Source organism: Methanobacterium sp. CWC-01 (assembly GCF_030323845.1).
Classification (GTDB): Archaea; Methanobacteriota; Methanobacteria; order Methanobacteriales; family Methanobacteriaceae; genus Methanobacterium; species Methanobacterium aridiramus.
In genome coordinates, this window is sequence record NZ_CP040735.1 from 120185 (window position 1) to 136956 (window position 16772).

16 protein-coding genes are annotated in these 16772 nt (G+C 42.7%); 12 read left to right on the forward strand and 4 right to left on the reverse strand.

Annotation, left to right across the window (positions count from 1 at the left end; translation table 11 throughout):
* Positions 1–57 precede the first annotated feature (57 nt).
* Genes metG through FGU46_RS00570 form a run of 4 tightly spaced genes read left to right on the forward strand, consistent with a single transcriptional unit; the run spans position 58 to position 5128 of the window.
* Positions 58–2037 (forward strand): methionine--tRNA ligase, encoded by a 1980-nt coding sequence (gene metG, locus FGU46_RS00555; RefSeq protein WP_286475440.1) that lies wholly within the window; start codon positions 58–60, stop codon positions 2035–2037.
* Positions 2034–3590 (forward strand): DUF530 domain-containing protein, encoded by a 1557-nt coding sequence (locus FGU46_RS00560; RefSeq protein WP_286475442.1) that lies wholly within the window; start codon positions 2034–2036, stop codon positions 3588–3590. Before metG ends, FGU46_RS00560 begins: the two co-directional genes overlap by 4 nt.
* A gap of 47 nt (positions 3591–3637) precedes the next feature.
* Positions 3638–4096 carry a helix-turn-helix domain-containing protein gene (locus tag FGU46_RS00565; protein WP_286475444.1) on the forward strand — a complete coding sequence of 153 codons (459 nt, stop codon included), beginning with the start codon at positions 3638–3640 and terminating at the stop codon, positions 4094–4096.
* Between the two features lie 60 nt (positions 4097–4156).
* Positions 4157–5128 (forward strand): MraY family glycosyltransferase, encoded by a 972-nt coding sequence (locus FGU46_RS00570; protein ID WP_286475446.1) that lies wholly within the window; start codon positions 4157–4159, stop codon positions 5126–5128.
* A 27-nt stretch (positions 5129–5155) separates the two neighbouring features.
* On the opposite strand, the gene FGU46_RS00575 is transcribed toward FGU46_RS00570, so the two are convergent.
* Complete coding sequence (locus FGU46_RS00575) at positions 5156–5653, reverse strand: hypothetical protein (RefSeq protein ID WP_286475448.1); 498 nt, start codon at positions 5651–5653, stop codon at positions 5156–5158.
* Positions 5654–5673: 20 nt separating this feature from the next.
* A complete protein-coding gene (locus FGU46_RS00580; RefSeq protein WP_286475449.1) occupies positions 5674–6099 on the reverse strand; it encodes a hypothetical protein in 426 nt (141 codons plus the stop codon).
* A 67-nt stretch (positions 6100–6166) separates the two neighbouring features.
* Here FGU46_RS00580 and FGU46_RS00585 point away from each other — a divergent pair, with 67 nt between their 5' ends.
* From FGU46_RS00585 to FGU46_RS00620, 8 genes are all read left to right on the forward strand, one after another.
* Positions 6167–6679, forward strand: coding sequence for a THUMP domain-containing protein (locus FGU46_RS00585; protein WP_286475451.1), 513 nt, complete (start codon positions 6167–6169; stop codon positions 6677–6679).
* Between the two features lie 30 nt (positions 6680–6709).
* Positions 6710–7219: a methyl-coenzyme M reductase family protein gene (locus tag FGU46_RS00590; RefSeq protein ID WP_286475453.1), complete on the forward strand. Its 510-nt coding sequence runs from the start codon at positions 6710–6712 to the stop codon at positions 7217–7219.
* 10 nt (positions 7220–7229) lie between these two features.
* On the forward strand, positions 7230–7493 hold the full coding sequence (locus FGU46_RS00595) for a TIGR00304 family membrane protein (RefSeq protein WP_286475455.1): 264 nt from the start codon (positions 7230–7232) through the stop codon (positions 7491–7493).
* 119 nt (positions 7494–7612) lie between these two features.
* Positions 7613–8749, forward strand: a complete 1137-nt coding sequence (locus tag FGU46_RS00600) for a glycosyltransferase family 2 protein (RefSeq protein ID WP_286475457.1) — start codon at positions 7613–7615, stop codon at positions 8747–8749.
* 45 nt (positions 8750–8794) lie between these two features.
* Positions 8795–9934 (forward strand): glycosyltransferase family 4 protein, encoded by a 1140-nt coding sequence (locus FGU46_RS00605; RefSeq protein ID WP_286475459.1) that lies wholly within the window; start codon positions 8795–8797, stop codon positions 9932–9934.
* 63 nt (positions 9935–9997) lie between these two features.
* Positions 9998–11125: a glycosyltransferase family 4 protein gene (locus tag FGU46_RS00610; protein WP_286475461.1), complete on the forward strand. Its 1128-nt coding sequence runs from the start codon at positions 9998–10000 to the stop codon at positions 11123–11125.
* Between the two features lie 124 nt (positions 11126–11249).
* On the forward strand, positions 11250–13373 hold the full coding sequence (locus FGU46_RS00615) for a DUF2206 domain-containing protein (protein ID WP_286475463.1): 2124 nt from the start codon (positions 11250–11252) through the stop codon (positions 13371–13373).
* Positions 13364–14554, forward strand: a complete 1191-nt coding sequence (locus FGU46_RS00620; RefSeq protein ID WP_286475465.1) for a glycosyltransferase family 4 protein — start codon at positions 13364–13366, stop codon at positions 14552–14554. The genes FGU46_RS00615 and FGU46_RS00620 overlap by 10 nt, the downstream gene beginning before the upstream one ends.
* 10 nt (positions 14555–14564) lie before the next feature.
* Here the strand turns inward: FGU46_RS00620 and FGU46_RS00625 are convergent, their stop codons facing one another.
* On the reverse strand, positions 14565–15554 hold the full coding sequence (locus FGU46_RS00625) for a glycosyltransferase family 2 protein (protein ID WP_286475469.1): 990 nt from the start codon (positions 15552–15554) through the stop codon (positions 14565–14567).
* Between the two features lie 107 nt (positions 15555–15661).
* Positions 15662–16717 (reverse strand): glycosyltransferase family 2 protein, encoded by a 1056-nt coding sequence (locus FGU46_RS00630; RefSeq protein WP_286475471.1) that lies wholly within the window; start codon positions 16715–16717, stop codon positions 15662–15664.
* Positions 16718–16772 lie beyond the last annotated feature (55 nt).

A 16772-nucleotide genomic window follows, 5' to 3' on the forward strand; every position in this document is an offset into this window, starting at 1 on the left:
TAAAATACGTTTTATGAGTTTATTGAGATTTAAAACCTGTATATGGGAGGAATAAATTTGAATAAGGTCTTTATCACCTGTGCTTTACCCTACGCCAATGGTCCCTGTCACCTGGGACACCTTAGATCAACCTACATACCCGCCGATATTTACGCCCGTTACAACCGTATGAAGGGTCGTGAAGTTCTTTTTGTCTGTGCCACCGACGAACATGGCACTCCCATTGCGGTGAAGGCTGAAAATGAGGGTAAGCCCCCGGTGGAGATTGCTGGACGTTACTATGAGATGATTAAAAGTGACCTGGATGCCTGCCATATCTCCTTCGACAACTTCTCCCGCACCACGGACCCCCTGCACTATCAGATCGCCCAGAACTTCTTTTTAGACCTTTACCAAAAGGGCTTCATCTACGAAGAAACTATAGAGCAACTTTACTGTTCGGAATGTGATCGTTTCCTCCCGGACAGGTATGTGGAGGGGAGCTGTCCCCAGTGCCAGGCGGAAGGGGCCAGGGGCGATCATTGCGAGTCCTGCGGTCGGCATTTAGACCCCCTGGAACTGTTAAATCCTACCTGTCTTATTTGTGACTCCAAGCCACAAGTTAGAGAGTCCAAACACTACTTCTTTAAGCTCACCCACTTCCAGAAACAGGTTCAGGAATGGATTGAATCTAATCCCGAACTCCCGGCAAATGTTCGTAACTACGCCCTGCAGTGGGTTAAGGAGGGACTTAAGGACTGGATCCTCACCCGAGATATGGAGTGGGGCATACCGGTGCCCCTGGAAGGTGCAGAGGGTAAGATCATATACGTGTGGGGTGAGGCTTTCCTGGGTTACATCTCCTCGGCGGCACAGTGGGCCCGGAAAGAAGGTAAAGCCTGGGAGCCTTACTGGGATGATGGTGCCGTGCATTTCATTGGCAAGGACATAATATACCATCACAGCATATTCTGGCCATCCCTGCTTCTGGGTTACGGATGTAAACTTCCCCGCACCATAGTAGCCGGGGAGTACCTATCTCTGGAGGGACTTAAAATGTCCACCAGTAAAAATTGGGTTATATGGGCCTCTGAATTCATGAAAAAATTTGATTACAATCTTTTAAGATATTATCTGGTTGCCAACGCCCCCCTCACCAGGGACACTGATTTTTCCTGGGATGACTTTCAGAGGAGAGTTAACGATGAACTGGCAGATATTCTGGGGAACTTTCTGCACCGAACCTTCTCCTTCACCCACCGCTTCTATGGAGGAAAGATTCCCCAGCCAGAAAAATGGAATGACACTGACCGGGCCCTGGAAGAACAGTTGAAAGCCCTGCCGGAAAGGGTTTCCGGGCATCTGGACAACTACCACTTCCGGGAGGGACTGCGGGAGATCATAGGCCTGGCTAAGGCTGGTAATAAATACTTCAACGACCATGAGCCCTGGAAGACCGTGAAGTCCAACCCCCAGGAGGCAGCCACCTGCCTGTATCTTTGTAACCAGGCGGCTAAGGCCATGGCCATCCTTTTATTCCCCTACCTTCCTGGTAAAGCCCAAGATATAATGGATATCCTGAACCTGGATGGATATGAGTTTAATTGGGATGATGCAGCCCAATTTATACCAGCAGAACATGAACTAGCCCCTGCTAAACCTTTATTCCCAAAAATAGATGATGAAGTAATTGAAAAAGAGAAGGAAGCTCTTTATGAAAATTTAGAGGAGAAAGAAGTTATGGATCTTATAAGTATTGAAGACTTTGCCCGAATGGACCTGCGGGTGGGTATGATTACTGGAGCAGAAACTGTGAAAGGCTCAGAAAACCTGCTGAAGTTGTTGGTGGATCTTAAATATAAACATATACAGGTGGTGGCTGGACTGGCCAAGAAGTACCAGCCAGCCGAGCTTATAAATCAGAAGGTAATTGTGCTGGTCAACCTCAAGCCAGCCAAGCTCTTTGGAATAAAATCAGAGGGCATGGTTCTGGCCACCCAGGACAGTCTCAACCTATTAAACCCCGGGAACGCCGAGGTGGGTGAAGGAATTAAATGAATGAATCCCTTCTTATTAGTCGGGCCGAGAAATTTTTATCCCAGATACCGGGATTTAATGGGGAGCTGGCCATTGATGCCAAATCCTTCCTAAAAATATATTGGCAGTTTAAGGATAACCTGGACACCCTTTACGAGTTTAGGGATAATATGGAGCTCAAGGGTTATAAGGCCCCCTACCGATCCTTGAAGTATGCTAGGGCGCAGTCTTCTGAGATGAAGATGGATGACCTCCATGATGTGAGCCGTCATACCCAGTTTTTTCGTATGCGGGCCGCTGCCAAGAAGAATATTTTAGACCGGGTTAAATCTGCCATAGCCTCGCATAAAATTGGCTTGGGCCACCTTGAAGAATATGCTATAGTTACCTGTAATTCCTGCCAGGCCCGTTACCGTGGGCATGAATTGAGCAAACTGAACCCGGCTGAATGTGAGTGCGGCTCTTCCCAGTTTAACATAACCATTAGTAATGACGGGATTTACCGGTTAGGTATTCTTAATTACCTTCCTCTCTCCGGGGATTACATGGTTAAAATGTCGGAACTATCGCCCCTTGGGAGAGAGGCCTTTCGGGGTTTGGTACGCCTTCTAAAACAGGAAAAACGCGGTATTGTTAAAACCCTTTCCATGGTTATTAAAGTAATGGAGGATGGTCGTTGGGTTCGTAAACGGGTTAATATCGACGCCCAGGAACAGTTGAACTATGAGAGGAAGATCAGGGAAACCTATGGGAAAAATGCCCGCATCGAGTTCATGCAGTTTCACCGGAAAAGACCGGCAATCATCAATGATAAGCACGTTCAAACCGCCCTGGCCCTGGGATATGTGGGGCACTCCGAAAATCTTGGAAAATCACTGCTACCCCTACTTCTGCAGCAAAAACTTAAAAATGAAAATAATTTACAAACCTATGATGCTTCTCTTAAAAAGGCAGAGGGTATGGCTAAAGATCAGAAGGAATGGGATGGAGATGGAAACCTCCAGGAAGATCTTTTAATGGAGATACTCCAGGAAGAAGGCCTGGCTGATAGTAAGGGCCAGATGAATCATGACTTGAAAGAGGATCTGCAGCTGAGGGATAAACTGCAAAAAGAGATTTTTCTGGAAATTCCCAGGGCTCTAATACTATGGGACCTGATGCGCTACTATTTATCCACGTCCTTCGACCGTCGCAGCAAACACTCCGGTCCCTTCCCCTATTTAAGACCATCACTGGATATTAATCAATTGAAAGCATTCCATGAATTCCCATCCCGAACTGCCAACAATATGAAAGGCGTTTTAGATGAAAATATTGAACCAATACTGAACATGGATAAGATCATATCCTTCAAGTTCTCTATGGAGAAAAAGACCCATGGTTTACATATTAAAATGGATCCAGCCATGGGGGCGGCTATTTTAAATATCAGGGGACAGGTTTCTATTCCCAGAGCTGCCCAGATCTTTGATGTTACGCTCCAAGAGGTAAAAAAACAGAAATCCAACCTGGTTACCCTCCAGAAGCCAACCACCCGCAAAGCCCAGAAGTTTCTGGAACTGGTCCGGGGATGATCCAAGATTACAGGATAAATAAAGATGTATATTGATGATGGGTGAGTATGGTGGAGGAAGTTTATGTGTCCCAGCCCCTGACTATCCAGCGGATTATGGAGCTTTTAGAGCTGCACCCGGATCTGGTGAAGATTAAATGTCCGCCCAGTTTGTACGTCCGTACCTCACCCAAATATCTGGATGCTCTTGAAAATCTGGGGGTAATAGTAGAACCAGAAAAAAGAAGTGGAAGACCACCTAAATATGGTGATAAAGAAGTTAAACGGATAAATGAACTTCTCTCCCAGGGTAAAACACCACGGGAGATAGCCCATGAAACTGACATCCCCTTAAAAAGCATCTACCACCTCATCCAGAAAACATTGACCCCTGGTCGACCCCGAAAGTATGATGATGAAACTGTGAATAGGGTGAAGGAACTCCATAAGTCAGGAATGAGTGCCAGGGTAATAGCTGAGCAACTGGACATTCCCCTGCGGAGTGTGTACTTTTTGATGAAAAGATGATCAATTTATAGATTGGTGAGTAGTAATGTTGATGAAATATCTTCTTAAGGTGATTGGAGTATGGACCTCAACGTCATAACCCAGTATCAGGGCCTCTTAATTTCCTCCAGTATCTGTGGAATTGTGGCCTTTTTAATTACCTTCTTAAGCATGCCCCGGCTCATAAGGAAGCTTAAAGGTGCTGAGATAGTGGGTCGAGATATACACAAACCCAGCAAGCCACTGGTAGCGGAGATGGGTGGTATTGGGATCTTATTCGGTTTCGCCATAGGAATGTTTTTGGGAGTTTATTTATATCCCCAATTTCAGGAACAACTTATTGTGAGCCTGCTGGTAATTTTACTGGTGGGTATTGTGGGGATGGTGGATGATCTGGTGCAGCTTTCCTCCCGGGAGAAGTTAATACTGCTCTGGCTGGCGGGATTACCCCTAATCTGGATCGCACCACCGAATGTAGGCCTGATCTACATGCTGTCCATGCCTTTTGCCGTTACCATCGCATCCAACCTTACCAACATGCTGGCTGGTTTGAATGGTATCGAATCCGGATTAGGAGCCATTGCCATGACTTCTCTCTCGGTTTCTTGCATTATCATGGGCAAAATAGATGTGGCCTTAATCAGCATGGCCATGCTAGGAGCACTCCTGGCCTTCTTATATTACAACCGCCACCCCTCCCGGGTTTTTCCAGGGGACGTGGGCACCCTCATCATTGGAGCCACCATCGTGGTGGTGGCATTTATTGGACGGGTTAAGATTATTGCTCTTATCGTACTCCTACCCAACATCATTGATAGTTTGCTCAAATTTTACAGTGTGGGGGTTATGGAACGACAGAACCACCAACCCACCCAGGTAGGACAGGATGGTAAACTGCAAGTGCCAGAAGGGGGTTTTAACTCCCTGATACGCTGGATTTTGAGACGTCCCATGGAAGAAAAGAACGTGGTGATACTGGTGTGGGGTATTGGTATGTTCTTTGGATTACTGGGAATCTTACTGGCCTATTTCTTAAAAAACAGTTTAATCTAATGTTTTAATGGTTTTATGCGTAAAAGGTCAACACCATTTAACATCGGCAGTGGTGTAATAATACCTGTAAGAAAAAACCGGATTAAATGCATTGTTGGTCATGTAATCAGTCTTGAAAGAGCCTGATATACTTTTACGCACATAATAGTTTATGCGTTCCCCCATGCAGTTTTTGTCGTCCTGGTTTTTTAGGGTGGGATCAGATGCATGTACTCTGATCTGTATTTTGGTTCTCTGATACACCGAATTATATCCTTGATTATTGTATTCAACTTTAAGGATTTGGATTTTGGATGGTAAAAGCAAGCGCTGGTTTTTATGGGTATAATTGGAGAAAGCCTGATCCGGGTAAAAGGCCAGACTGTCCAGATTAGCACCCTGGGTGGCACCATTGCGTGCCGCGGCCATGGCTATAGTGAGTTCACTGGATTCACTGGTTAATGAACCAAATAATAACACCATCAGGGGGATCATCGCCACTATCAGCATAAATTCAATGGAAATCTGTGCTCTGCTATCCATCATCTTCCTCCTTGTTAGTTTTTTTAGAGTTTCTCACTAATAACCAGGAAGTGGTTTCCATCCTTATCCCTCTGGTGGGTGATCCTGTAGGTAACGGTGGGGTAGAGGAATATTTGTTCCTCAGTATGCTTGGGGCCAGTGACTCTGGGCACAGAAGACGAGCTGAAGCAAATTCGATTATCCATATCCACAAATACTCCAGATGAGTTAACCTTTACCAGGTAGTCCATCCCATCAATTTCTGCTGGAATTTCCACCATAATTTCATGACCCTCCCCACCAGAATATGCATCTTCCAGTGATTGTGCAACTCTTTCTGCAATTATCCTGGCTTCAGCTGCTTCCCGGGTTAGATGAGCGGTTTCAGACCTCTCTTCAACAATTCCAATTATTCCTGTCAGGATTAGGAGGAATACCACCGTTGTTAACAATAGCTCCACACTCATCATACTATTAAATATATATGTAATACGTATTAATAATATATATTGCTAAGGTATTACTAAGGTGATGTAGATGGGAAGTGAAAAATTTGACCTATTGATACACTTCGACAGCAACAGGAACAGGTGGAATGGCCAGGAACTCATAGGAATACTAGAACTAGAAAAATTACTCCAAAATAGAGGAGTAGATTTTTTTATTAAGGAATCAGAGTTTCCCAACACGGTAATGGTGGAAATGGAAAATAATCCCCTGGAAACCTACCATTTCCTGCGTGAAAGCCCTACTAAAATTATATCCCGGGCCATATACATAGAAAGTACAGTTGAAACCTGCGGTAACCAAATAACAGAACGGGCAGTTAACTGCATCGGATCTAAGGCTCGTCCAGGAGAGACCTTCACAGTACGCTGCTACCTGAGGAAGCGAAGATATATTAATTCCTGCCAGAAACTAATAATCAGGATTGAAAATGAAATCCTTGGTAGGTGTAAACTCCAGTTAGATCATGAGAAACCGCGATGGATTGTTCATCTAGAATTTTTAGGTGAAAAAACAGGCATAACGGTTCTGGAAAGTGGATAAAGCCATGATTACGGGTTTATAGGTTTAAAAATGTACCGGATCATAAGATTTAAAGGTGGAGTATACAGGTTCGATGAACTGGCTGAATACTTGGAAGATGCCGGTGGAATGCTCTTTCAGGAAGATCGAATGCACATAATCCGGGGGAGCTCTTTTATCAGGGAGGAGTTGCAGGTCATGATGATCATCCCTCCTGATGAAGTGGAACATGTTAAATCCCTAGCTGAGGGAATAAAAGGCCAGATAGAGGAAGATCTAAACCTGGATCCACAAAAAGAACTGGAAATGTTCCATTACTTTTATCTGTACCACGCCCTTAGTCAGGCAGGTGGATGGATGAATCTATCCATGATTAAGGATTTAACCGATGCGCTATACCATGCAGAAGATCCACTTCCAGATTTGGTCTATTTAAATTATTTTAGCGAATCATCTCGCCCGGAAGACTTTAAAAAGTCCCTGGATATCATGTGCAGACTGCAGTTACTGGAAGTCCGGGATGAAACGGGTGAACCAGAATACCGGATAAAAAAAGATTAGATGTGATTTATTGATAATCCGGGGTGAATATTTAGTAACTATTGGGATAATGGCCATAATCCTGGGAATCTTTGTCTTAATTGTGGGATCACTCCTCCTTTCTCCGGCCAAAGGTGAAGAGTCAACTAAGAGCACTTCACAAGTACGTGGTGGGGGAGTGGTGATGATTGGACCCATACCCATCATCTTTGGTACTGATAAAGGAAGTGCCATGGTGATGGTGATACTGGCCATCATCCTGATGGTGGTATCCTACCTGATTTTCTACCGGTGATAGGGATTTTTGAACGTATCACATTTTTTTCTAGATAATGAAAAAGGCTTATATTTTAAAAACCCATATCTAAAAAGAATAAATAATAAAATCAAAGAGTTTGTCTTAAGAGTGATGATATGAAGATTTCTGTGGTTATCCCCGCCCTTAATGAAGAAGGTATTGTTGGAAAAACAGTGCAGTCAATACCCCAAGAGAAATTAGAGGAAATGGGCCTGGAAACCGAGATAATTGTGGTGGATAACGCATCCACGGATAATACTGCCAGGGAGGCTGAAGAAGCCGGAGCCAGAGTTATTCACGAATGCCATCGTGGATACGGCAATGCTTATAGGAGAGGTCTTAACGAAGCCACTGGAGATATTATCTTAATGGGGGATGCAGATGGCACCTATCCCCTCAGTGAAGCTTATGAATTTATCCAGCCTATTATCAATGATGGCAAAGAATTTGTAATGGGATCCCGGTTAAAAGGAGACATAAAAAAGGGAGCCATGCCACCTCTTCATCGATATATTGGCAACCCATTTCTCACCTGGGTGCTGAATATATTATTTAAAACTGGAATCTCTGATGCCCATTGTGGTATGAGGGCCATGACCAGTGAGGCCTGGAAAAAGTTAGGCCTTAGAACGGCGGGAATGGAATTCGCCTCAGAGATGGTCATCGAAGCATCCCGGAAAAAGTTAAGAATAGCCGAAGTCCCCATTACCTATTACCCTAGAGAGGGGGAATCGAAGCTCAGCTCATTTTCAGATGGCTGGAGACACCTCCGATTCATGATGCTATACCGTCCCGGGCCCTTCCTGCTCATTCCAGGAGTTATTGCTCTGGTGGTAGGTGTAACCCTGGCCTCCTTTGTATGGTTTGCCGGCCAATCCCGGATGCACTCCCTGATCCTAGGCAGCCTGTTACTTCTCATCGGTTATCAATTGCTGCTTTCCTGGCTCTATTTTGGGGCTTTCGCCGAATCCTACGGTGTCACTTCTTCTCGATTAAAAAAGAAGCTCATAAGCTACCATTCCCTAGAAAAGGAACTGCTTCTGGGGCTTTTACTCCTGCTTTGTGGAGTAATAATTGGTCTTAACGTGCTTTATAACTGGAGTGCCGGGGGTTTTGGTGCCCTATCCCAGATACAGCAGGCCATGATTGCCATGATACTGTCCATTCTAGGCATCCAAACCATATTCTCAGGCATGTTCTTGAGCTTACTGTTACTGAATAAGGATGAAAAGATTAAATTAGATAAGAACTAGTTCAAGATCCGAGTATGTTATTTATTTAATCAGGAGTTTTTTAAAATGAAAATAGCCTTCATCTACGACGTTGCCTATCCCTGGGTAACTGGAGGGGCGGAGATGAGGGTATACGAAGTGGCTAGGCGACTGGCTTTCCAGGGACATGAGGTGCACTGGTACACCCTGGGCTGGTGGTGGGACGAAATTAACCAGGAAGATCTGGTGAAAGATGGAATAATATTCCATGGAGTTTCAAAGCCCATCTCCATCTACAGTGGGAGTCGCAGATCCATAAAAGAGGCCATTTATTTCGCATTAAAACTTTTAAGACCGTTATTCAGGGAAAAATTTGATGTGGTGGACTGTCAGGGCTTTCCCTTCTTTTCCTGCTTCACTGCCTGGTTCCACTCTCTAGTTGGACGTTCCCGACTGATTATAACTCTCCATGAGGTGTGGGGAGAATACTGGTACCGTTACCTGGGAAGGATGGGTGTCCTGGGTAGGGTGGTAGAAAAGTTGATGGTCCACCTGACCAGTAATCTCATTACTGTGTCTTACAGAACCTTCCAGGATTTGCAGAAGCAGCGAAAGATTGATGCCCGGATAATTCCCAACGGCCTGGATTTTGAAAGAATACAAGGATTAAAACCATCCCCCCAGGTATCAGATGTCATATTTGCAGGCCGTCTAATCCCAGAAAAGGGTGTGGATCTTCTGATCCGAGCCCTGCCACTGGTGAAAGAGGTTCATCCTGATCTGAAATGTTTTATAACTGGAGACGGTCCAGAACGTGATAATCTTGAATTATTAGCTTCGGAACTCCAGTTGAAAAGGAATATAAAATTCACCGGCTTTCTAAAGGACCACAATGAACTTCTAAAGATTATGAAGTCATCCCAGGTCTTCGTGTTTCCCAGTAAGAGAGAAGGGTTTGGTATGGTAGTCCTGGAAGCCAATGCCTGTGGATTGCCAGTGGTGGTGGTTGAACATCCCATGAATGCTGCAGTAGAGCTGGTAAAGAATAATCAAAACGGCTTTATCGTTGAAGGATCTGAAGTTGCCCTGGCTGATGGAATCATCACTGGATTAAAAAATAAGAAAAACTTGGAAGCGGCGTGTGTTGAATTTGCCCGAGGCTATGATTGGGATGAGATAGTGCTGAACCTGGAGGATTTCTACCAGGAGGTTATTAAATCCACCTGATTTACCGAATTTACCATATAAGTCCCAATCAATATTTTAGCGTGCCTATACAAAGTGACCATTATGAAGATACTGCAAACTCCAGTTAGATTCTATCCCTTTACCGGTGGTGTGGAAAACTACGTATATTATCTATCCCGGGAACTGGTTAAAGCCGGGAATGGAGTGGAAGTAATCTGTGCTAATGAACCCCCATCACTTGACGAAGATACTGTGGATGGTATTAAAGTAAAAAGATTGTCTTATACCGGTAAAATTGCAAACACCAATATCACGCCCCATCTCCCACTCTCACTATCCAGAATAGACTGTGATCTAATACATACCCACATACCCACTCCCTGGAGTGCTGATTGGAGTGCCTTCTATTCTAAAATAAAGAAAAAGCCTTTAATTGTCACCTACCATAATGACATCATCGGCAGAGGCCTTGCAAATTCAATTGCACAGGTTTATAATGCCACTGCCCTCAAAATAGTACTTAGACAGGCTGAAAAGATAGTTATAACCCAAGCGGGTTATCTGCAGTCCTCTTCCCATTTAAAAAATTATGAGGATAAACTGGAAGTTATACCCACCGGGGTTGATTTGGATAAATTCGGGCCTGAAGCTCAAAAAGAAGAAAACACAATTTTCTTCCTGAGCCTTCTTGATGAATTTCACAAGTACAAGGGGTTGGAATATTTATTAAAGGCTATCTTAATTGTTAAAAAAGAAATTCCAGGTGTTAAATTAATTATAGGTGGAAAGGGCGTTCTTTTAAACTTCTACCAGGATCTGGTTTATTCCTGGGGATTGGAAGCCAACGTTGACTTTGCAGGATTCATACCCGACAAAAAAATAGCTGAATATTACAGTAAAGCCAATGTTTTTGTGCTGCCATCCATATCATCACTCCAGGAAGGTTTTGGAATAGTGGCCCTGGAGGCACTGGCCTGCCAAACACCAGTGATCACCACTAAAATAGTGGGTGTGGCTGCTGATTTAGAAAAAGTCCAGGCCGGAATGGTAGTCCCATCCAAAGACCCACAAAAACTTGCAGCTGGAATAATTCAAATACTTCAGGATGGAAAGTTACAGAAGGGGATGGGAACCAGAGGGAGAAAACTGGTGGAAGAAAAATACACCTGGCAGAGCGTTGCCTTAAAAATGGAAAAACTATATAATACCATTATATCAAATAAAACCTAAATTCAAGCTATTTTTAATCCCTCAAAATCTCGAATTACAAAAGCAATAAATCATAAAATCCAATATCCAAATTGAGGGTGTAAGAGATGAAATAGAAGTCTTCCAGTCATCAGGTGAACAAAGGATGTTTGAATCAAGTAAGCTCAATATCAAAAATTTCATGGCAATACTGCTTTTAATGCTTCTTTTAATAGATTTGTCCATCATCCTAGACTTGTTTATATTAAAACCGGTTTTAAGCTTTTTATTTTTCAGCATTGTTCCTGGTTTATTGATATATTTAGTCATAAAGCCCACACAAATGGACTTTTTAAAAAAAATCGTCTTGTGGGTGGGTTTGAGCATTTTTTTCCTGATGAGTGTGGGTCTTTTACTCAACACCATATATCCGCTGGTCCCTGAACCATTATCCTTAGCACCCGTACTGATATCCTTAAACGTTGTTTTAATTGTTTTAGCCATTGTGGCTTACTGGCGGAATAAAGATGACTTTGAAATTACTGATGCTTTTAATTTTAAGATGAATTTAGAGGATAAATTAATTTCTCCCCTGATATTTCCTTTTTTATTACCGTTACTGGCCATTCTGGGAACTTACCTTATGAACATCAGCCAGAATAATATCCTGCTTTTAATCATGCTGTTCTTGATACCATTATACCTAATTGCCATTGTTTACTTGCAAAAAAGGGTTCACTGGGCTACATATCCTTTGGCATTGTGGTTAATTAGCCTCAGCTTGCTTTTAATGTACGGTTTGACCTCCTCCTACCTCATGGGCCGGGATGTCCATCTGGAGTACTACTGTTTCCAGTTAAGTCTTTCCAACTTCCACTGGGATCTTAATGCATATTATAATGCTTACAATGCCTGTATCAGTGTAAACATTCTACCCCTCATCTACCATGTGCTTTCGGGAGTGCAGGGAGAGTATATCTTTAAAGTTTTCATGGCCTTTATAGGCTCCATAATTCCACTGATCGTCTACCTGGTGGCAAATAAATACATCTCCAGGAGATATGCCTTCTTTGCTGGAATTCTCTTTGTTTTTCAGCTATTCTTCATCAGTTTATTAGGTGCAGTACGGCAGGAGATTGCCATTCTCTTTTTCTTCCTGACCATCATGGTGGTATTTGACTTTGAAATCAATAAATCAGCCCAAAAGGTACTAACTGTGATCTTCATTGTTTCCACTCTTATCTCCCATTATTCCACAGCTTACGTGGCCTTCGTGCTCATCTTGCCCATATTACTCTTACCATTCTTTAAGGGTTTGTTTAAAGACCGGAAACTGGTCTTCACCAACATGGATATCATCCTTATCTCCCTGACCTTCATATTGATTTGGTACTTCCTGGTGGCCAAGGTTCAGTTTGCCAGTGGAGCACAGGTAGTGGGCAGAACCGTGGCGGCGGCTGCAGCCGGGGGTGGTGGAACAACATCGGCACTAATATCCACCCGGGGAGCTTACGTACTCGGTGTTCTGGGTGTGGTTCTTAAATCACTTCCCAACACCATCAGCGTCCTGGTCCACGACGCTATGTTTGCCACTATACTGGTGGGCCTTTACACCCTCCTACGCAAATATAAATACTATAGATCAAAATTCGGGACCCAATTTTTACTGGGAATAGTAATATCCATAAGTCTTCTGGTTTTATTCGTGGCCCTGCCCTACATATCCATTGCCTACGATGCCTCCCGGTTATTCTTCCAGTTGATCATATTTCTAGCACCGGTTTTTATCATTGGCTGCATAACCATTGCTAGATGGATAAAAAAACCAGAATGGGATGTGGTAGTAATTTTAATTCTCTTAATTTCCCTGTTTACCTGTGTAACCTACCTACATTATAGCCTACTAGGCACTCCCTACTCTGCACAGTACGAAAATGACAGCATCATCCGCCAGGAACTGTTCATCTATAATACTGAGATTAAATCATCCCAGTGGCTATATAATTATGGACAGGAAAATCTTACAATATATTCCGATGGAAGAGAGGTTTCCAGGTTTTTCACAGCTTATGGGGAAAATATTCAGGATAGGAAAATAAATGACTCCTTCTTTGGTTGGAACCAAACCATAGAGGAGGGTTATATCTTCTTAGGACACGTCAATGTCCGTAACAATAGGATTATAGATATTGGCAATGACATTATCAGTGTAGAATTGTCACCCTATTCCAATTTGTTTGAAAGAAAGAGTAGAGTTTATGATAATGGGGGTAGCCAGGTATGGTGGTAGCTGACCAGGACAATAACCACCAAAAATCCAGGATACTTTTTGTACATCACACCGCTATGTGGTACCGAAAACCCTTCTTTAAAGCTTTAAGCCAATCTTATCCAGTTGAATTTCTGTTCACCAATGTGGAAGGGTACAACCAGACCTACCAAACCCAGTTGTCCCAGAAAATTCCGGGTATGGATGGCGTGAATTACAGGGTGGTGCCTAAAAGGTTGGGGTTAGCCTGGGGTGCTATTAAAAGAGTTATGGGGGATTATGATGTATTTGTAGGGGGAAGTTGGGATACTCCCTCCGATCTAATTGAAACCATTTTTTATTTTCTCATTGTTAAACTTAAAAAAAGGCCTTTTATCCTGTGGAGAGAAGATTGGGATTGGAATGTCCATTCTCTCAAAAGAAAATTGGTAAAATTTTTTGCAGGATTTTTTGGTCGTCATGCAGACGCAGTGCTAGTGCCAGGCATTAAACACTGCGAATTTTTTTCTAACTTAGGGGTAAGTACTGAAAAAATATTTATCATGCCCAATGTAAGTAACATCACCCTGAAAGACCAGGATTACCATCATCGGGATATGATTATCCAGGAAAATAATTTAAAGGGTGAAAAGATTGTTTTATTCGTGGGACGGCTCATCGATCTTAAGGGGGTTCAGTACCTGCTTCCTGCATTTGCAAAATTAAGACAAAAGATGGAAAACGTGGTTTTATTTATTTTAGGTGAGGGCGAATGCCAGGAAGAGCTGGAGAATATTTCTCGAAACCTGAAGTTAGAAAACAAAGTTTATTTTATGGGAAACATCGATAATGAACTTCTGGGGGCCTATTACCTGCTCTGCAATGTGTTTGTTCTCCCATCCATAACCACCCACTACGCGGATGCCTGTCCCCTGGTGGTTAACGAGGCCATGTATTTCGGAAAACCGGTGGTAACCAGTGATGCAGTGGGAACCACCTTCATGATCGAAGAGGGGATTAATGGATATGTGGTGGAGGAAAGAAACTCTGAAGCTCTCTTTGAAGCATTGTACCGAATTTTATCTGATGATGCCCTGGAAGAGAAGATGGGACAAGCTTCTAAAAAGATTATTGAGGATGGATTTACCTATCAAAACATGATGGAAGGTTTCAATCAGGCCATGGAATTTCTAAATAAACATGAAAAAATGAAAAAAACTTAAAATTTTATTCTTAACCTTTCAATAAGACTGTCAGGTACAATTTAATTATTTGAAGCACATAAAGGGGCAAGTATCGATGGTAATGATGATTATGGGCTTTGAGAAAGGTTAAGTTGGATTTAATTTCCATTAAAGCCCTATTTACCGAATCTGAACTCCTTTTTTTTCGAGAAACCGCTTCCTTGTGCCATATGTATGAATTTAAGACTACTAAAGATTTATAACCCTTTTTTTTTAGTTTAATTGCTAGATCAATGTCTTCGCATCCAAAAAAGAGCTCCGGGTTAAGGGTGTGGATGGGTATTTTTCTGGTTTTCATTAGAAGGGCTGCCCCGGAGATCCAGTCACATTCGATTAAAGAGCCGGGGAAGTCTTCCAACCGGTTAACTTCAACCAGATCATAGTAACCGGGGTATTGAGAAATATTCACCTTACCTCCCAGATTGGCCACTACATCACGCTGACCATCCACATCATAATAATAAATTAGTGGTCCCAAAAGTCCTATTTTTTCATCCTTCTCCGCCACTATGACCAGATTACTCAAGAAATCAGGATCAACTATGGTGTCGTTGTTTAAAAGGAGAACATAATCCGGGTCAAACATCTCCAGGGCATACTCCACAGCAATATTATTACCCACCGCAAAACCATAATTCTCCCGATTTTTTATGAGGGTAAGTTTATATAAAGAGCTAGAATTATAAAAATTAAAACTATTCCCATCATTTTCACCTAAACCTCCCTCTATCTGGTCTTCAGTCAGTTCAAAAACCTCAATGGGCTTATTCCGGGAAGTGTAAGTAAAGAAAGGAGACTCCACCCCCAGATCACCCCGACAATACTCCCTAATCCGAGAAAGAGAATCATCCTCCGAAGCATTATCCACCACCACCACATCAAAACACGGATAATCCACCCGATACAACGACTCCAAACACTCCACCGTATCCTCCCAACCATTCCAATTGAGAACAATCACCGAAACTTTAGGATTCATGGCTTGCTCCATAATTTATGGCACATTCATATTTACCATAATCAAGTGTCCATATACTTGATATCTGTTTTATCTGGTTATTAGTAATTATCTGGTTGTTAGTAAGTTTATTTAGAGCTAAAAATACTTTTAAAAATTATAAAATAGGAGTGTAAAAGTACAGTGGAATATTTACGGGCATCAACATTATTTTTCCTTAAAATACTTCCGCCCAGAACAAACAATCCCTCTTTGAGGAGTGTGAAAAGATAGAGGAATTTGTGACTGTTATTACCATTTTTAACCACATATCTGGTGGTGTTTTTGGTACTTAAAATGGTCATGCCGGGTAGCACTGATTTTTTAGTTATGGTTCGGCCTCTTTTATGATATACTATTGCTTTAGGTGAGAACACAGCTTTCCAACCATTGTTATAAGCTCTCCAGGATAAATCGGCATCTTCTCCCAGGGTTATGTAACTAATGTCAAGGAGGCCTATATCCAAAAGCATCTCCCTTTTATAAAGTGCAGCAGCGGCCATGGCCCCAACAACGTTAACATCTTGGTCATATTGACCTTCATCAACCTCCCCATGTCCACGATCCACTATCCTACCCCAACTAATCACGTGACCGGCTGAATCAATGATATGGGGATCGGTGGCATTCAATAATTTTGGTCCGACAATCCCAATCCGATCCTCTCCGGTTGCCTTGATCATTTCACGTAGAAACTGGGGATCAACTATGGTGTCGTTGTTTAAAAGGAGAACATAATCCGGGTCAAACATCTCCAGGGCATACTCCACAGCAATATTATTACCCACCGCAAAACCATAATTCTCCCGATTTTTTATGAGGGTAAGTTTATATAAAGAGCTAGAATTATAAAAATTAAAACTATTCCCATCATTTTCACCTAAACCTCCCTCTATCTGGTCTTCAGTCAGTTCAAAAACCTCAATGGGCTTATTCCGGGAAGTGTAAGTAAAGAAAGGAGACTCCACCCCCAGATCACCCCGACAATACTCCCTAATCCGAGAAAGAGAATCATCCTCCGAAGCATTATCCACCACCACCACATCAAAACACGGATAATCCACCCGATACAACGACTCCAAACACTCCACCGTATCCTCCCAACCATTCCAATTGAGAACAATCACCGAAACCCGAGGAAACATGATAATGCACTGATCTTTTTTAGTTGTTTATTAAAATTATAAAATAAGGTTATCT

What these genes read in the sequence shown, in the direction of transcription:
- FGU46_RS00560 (WP_286475442.1), top strand. Translation starts at nt 2,034, where the DNA reads ATGAATGAATCCCTTCTTATTAGTCGGGCCGAGAAATTTTTATCCCAG.
- FGU46_RS00565 (WP_286475444.1), top strand. Translation starts at nt 3,638, where the DNA reads ATGGTGGAGGAAGTTTATGTGTCCCAGCCCCTGACTATCCAGCGGATT.
- FGU46_RS00570 (WP_286475446.1), top strand. Translation starts at nt 4,157, where the DNA reads ATGGACCTCAACGTCATAACCCAGTATCAGGGCCTCTTAATTTCCTCC.
- FGU46_RS00575 (WP_286475448.1), bottom strand. Translation starts at nt 5,653, where the DNA reads ATGATGGATAGCAGAGCACAGATTTCCATTGAATTTATGCTGATAGTG.
- FGU46_RS00580 (WP_286475449.1), bottom strand. Translation starts at nt 6,099, where the DNA reads ATGATGAGTGTGGAGCTATTGTTAACAACGGTGGTATTCCTCCTAATC.
- FGU46_RS00585 (WP_286475451.1), top strand. Translation starts at nt 6,167, where the DNA reads ATGGGAAGTGAAAAATTTGACCTATTGATACACTTCGACAGCAACAGG.
- FGU46_RS00590 (WP_286475453.1), top strand. Translation starts at nt 6,710, where the DNA reads ATGTACCGGATCATAAGATTTAAAGGTGGAGTATACAGGTTCGATGAA.
- FGU46_RS00600 (WP_286475457.1), top strand. Translation starts at nt 7,613, where the DNA reads ATGAAGATTTCTGTGGTTATCCCCGCCCTTAATGAAGAAGGTATTGTT.
- FGU46_RS00605 (WP_286475459.1), top strand. Translation starts at nt 8,795, where the DNA reads ATGAAAATAGCCTTCATCTACGACGTTGCCTATCCCTGGGTAACTGGA.
- FGU46_RS00610 (WP_286475461.1), top strand. Translation starts at nt 9,998, where the DNA reads ATGAAGATACTGCAAACTCCAGTTAGATTCTATCCCTTTACCGGTGGT.
- FGU46_RS00615 (WP_286475463.1), top strand. Translation starts at nt 11,250, where the DNA reads ATGTTTGAATCAAGTAAGCTCAATATCAAAAATTTCATGGCAATACTG.
- FGU46_RS00620 (WP_286475465.1), top strand. Translation starts at nt 13,364, where the DNA reads ATGGTGGTAGCTGACCAGGACAATAACCACCAAAAATCCAGGATACTT.
- FGU46_RS00625 (WP_286475469.1), bottom strand. Translation starts at nt 15,554, where the DNA reads ATGAATCCTAAAGTTTCGGTGATTGTTCTCAATTGGAATGGTTGGGAG.
- FGU46_RS00630 (WP_286475471.1), bottom strand. Translation starts at nt 16,717, where the DNA reads ATGTTTCCTCGGGTTTCGGTGATTGTTCTCAATTGGAATGGTTGGGAG.